The sequence below is a fragment of the Streptococcus sp. CSL10205-OR2 genome (assembly GCF_025660655.1).
Lineage (GTDB): Bacteria > Bacillota > Bacilli > Lactobacillales > Streptococcaceae > Streptococcus.
Genome location: NZ_JAOTIN010000035.1, coordinates 1 through 509, shown reverse-complemented (window position 1 = coordinate 509; position 509 = coordinate 1). Strand labels below are relative to the sequence as shown.

Genomic DNA, 509 nt, shown 5'->3' with positions numbered 1-509 from the left:
TTCACGGCAGGTGACCCACTTGTACCGATGGATGATAATGTTGCAGCCACCTTTGACGATGGTAGCACAACTAAGACTATTGACGGTGAGGGTACCTACACTGTTGCACAAGACGGTACTGTCACTTTCACTCCAGAACTAACCTTCACAGGAACAGGTACTGGCGTGACCGTTAAACGCGTTGATAAGAACGGTACAGCAGTGACTGCTAAGTACACGCCTACAGTTGAAGCAGTCACTCCAACAGGATCAGACGCTACATCAACAGGTAAACAGGGTCAAGTTCAAAGTGGTCAACCAACCTTCACGGCCGGTGACCCACTTGTACCGATGGATGATAATGTTGCAGCTACATTCGAAGATGGCAACACAACTAAGACTATTGACGGTGAAGGAACTTATACAGTTTCCCCAGACGGTACTGTCACTTTCACTCCAGAACCAACCTTTACAGGAACAGGTACTGGCGTGACCGTTAAACGTGTTGATAAGAACGGTACAGCAGTGAC

General features: G+C 47.9%; 1 pseudogene. It reads left to right on the top strand.

The annotated features are described in order from the left end of the window. A pseudogene (locus tag N7659_RS08115) lies at positions 1-509 on the top strand (fibronectin-binding protein); the annotation flags it as partial.